This window comes from Collinsella sp. LCP19S3_A7, from assembly GCF_052121995.1.
In the GTDB taxonomy this organism is placed as follows: Bacteria; Actinomycetota; Coriobacteriia; order Coriobacteriales; family Coriobacteriaceae; genus Collinsella.
Map to the genome: position 1 here is coordinate 1 of NZ_JBQKDE010000036.1, position 1806 is coordinate 1806.

Consider the following 1806-nt stretch of genomic DNA (forward strand, 5'->3'; position numbering starts at 1 on the left):
GCACCGTGAGCACGAAAAATTGAGCAGTTTAAGCAAGAGGGCCGCGCCCCGGGGACCGGGGGCGCGGCCCTCGCCGTATGGTTTCCCCGGGCGGTTACTTTGGCGAGCCCGCCCGGGAAGGATGGAGGAGATGACCGTGCCCCTGGACACAGTGAATGATATACGGTCGATGGATGCCGCCGGGCGCTCGAGGTCCGAGATCGCCCGAGTGCTCCACGTGAGCCGGAACACCGTGGCGAAGTACGCCGACATGGAGGACATGTCGCCCGCCGCGCCGATGCCCCGGAGGAGGGGCAGGCCCGCGCTCGAGGGCAACGAGGAATGGGTCGCGGGCGTTCTCGAGGCCGACCTCGGGGCCCCGAGGAAGCAGCGCCACACCGCCAGGCGGATCTACGACAGGCTCGTCGCCGAGCGCGGCTACGGCGGCTCGTACTCCACCGTGCAGAGGTTCGTCCGCGAGCTCAGGCTCGCCCGGGCGGCGGCGGGCGGAGAGGGGTACCTCGAGCTCGAGTGGGCGCCCGGCACCTGCCAGGTCGATTTCGGGAACTTCCGCGCCGCGGTCGGCGGGAGGACCCTCGACCTCAAGCTGCTGGTCGCGACGCTCCCGCACTCGAACGACCGGCAGTGCGTCGCCCTCATGTCGCAGAGGTCGGAGTGCCTGTGCGCCGGGCTGCTCGAGATCTTCCGCCGCTGGGGCCGCGCCCCGGCTGCGATGGTGCTCGACAACGCCACTGAGGCGGGCAGGATGGTACGCGGCGAGGTCACGGAATCGAGGCTGTTCTCGCAGTTCAGGGCCCACTACCGCTTCGAGAGCCGGTACTGCAACCCCTATTCGGGAAACGAGAAGGGCTCCGTCGAGAACGCCGTGGGGTTCCTCCGGCGCAACCTCCTCGTCCCCGTGCCGGCGTTCGGCACGCTCCCCGAGCTCAACGCGTTCCTCGCCGAGGGATGCGCGAGGATCAACGCGGAGTCGCGCTGCCGCGACGGCAGGCCGCACGGGGAGGCCTACCGGGAGGACCTCGCCGCCATGCGCGCCCTTCCCGGCGTGGAGTTCGACGCGGTGAGGTGGATCACCGCCCGCGCCGACAAGCGCGGCTACGTCGAGGCCGACGGGCGCGAGTACGTCGCCGGGCCCGCCTGGCACGGGCGGAGCCTGCTCGTCGGCATGCGCGCGACGACGGTGGAGATCCTCGCCGACCGCGGCCGCCGGGTCGCCGTCCTCCCCAGGGCCTTCGGGGAGGGCCCCGCGGTCCGGAACCCCCTCTCGCTCGTGCCCGCCATCATCGCCAGGCCGAGGGCCTTCGGGGAGTCGACGATCAGGCGCGACATGCCGCCGGGGCTCGTCGAGGGGATCGACCGGATGGACTCCGCCGGCAGGAGGCGCACGCTCAGGTCGATCGGCCGGGCGAGCGAGTCCTCGGGCTTCGAGGCGGCATGCGAGGCGGCGCTCAGGGTCGTCGAGGGCGGCCGCGTCCCCGACGACGCCACGGTCGACGTGCTGGCGAGGCGTATCGCGGGAGGCGGCGGCGGGGCCGGCGGGGCCGACCTGTCGGTCTACGACGGGTTCCTGAAGGGGGCGGTCGCCGATGGCCGCTAGCGAGGAGCTGGCCCGCAGGGTCGTGGAGGCCGGGCGGTCGTGCTCGCTCACCACCGCCGTCCTGGAGGAGTGGTCGAGGCTCGGCACCCCGAAACAGGTGGAGTACCTGGCGGGCTACCTCGAGGCGGAGAGGTCCAGCCGCGAGGCCTCGAAGCGCGCGACGCTGCTCAGGCGCTGCGCGCTGCCGGCGCCCAAGACCTTCGACGGCT

1 protein-coding gene and 1 pseudogene are annotated in these 1806 nt (G+C 72.4%); both read left to right on the forward strand.

From position 1 onward, the window contains the following. Positions 1 to 130 precede the first annotated feature (130 nt). Positions 131 to 1597 (forward strand): IS21 family transposase, encoded by a 1467-nt coding sequence (gene istA, locus ACTQV3_RS09175; protein WP_441562793.1) that lies wholly within the window; start codon positions 131 to 133, stop codon positions 1595 to 1597. After that, positions 1587 to 1806 (forward strand): annotated as a pseudogene (locus tag ACTQV3_RS09180) (ATP-binding protein); the annotation flags it as partial. The gene istA and the pseudogene ACTQV3_RS09180, both read left to right, overlap by 11 nt.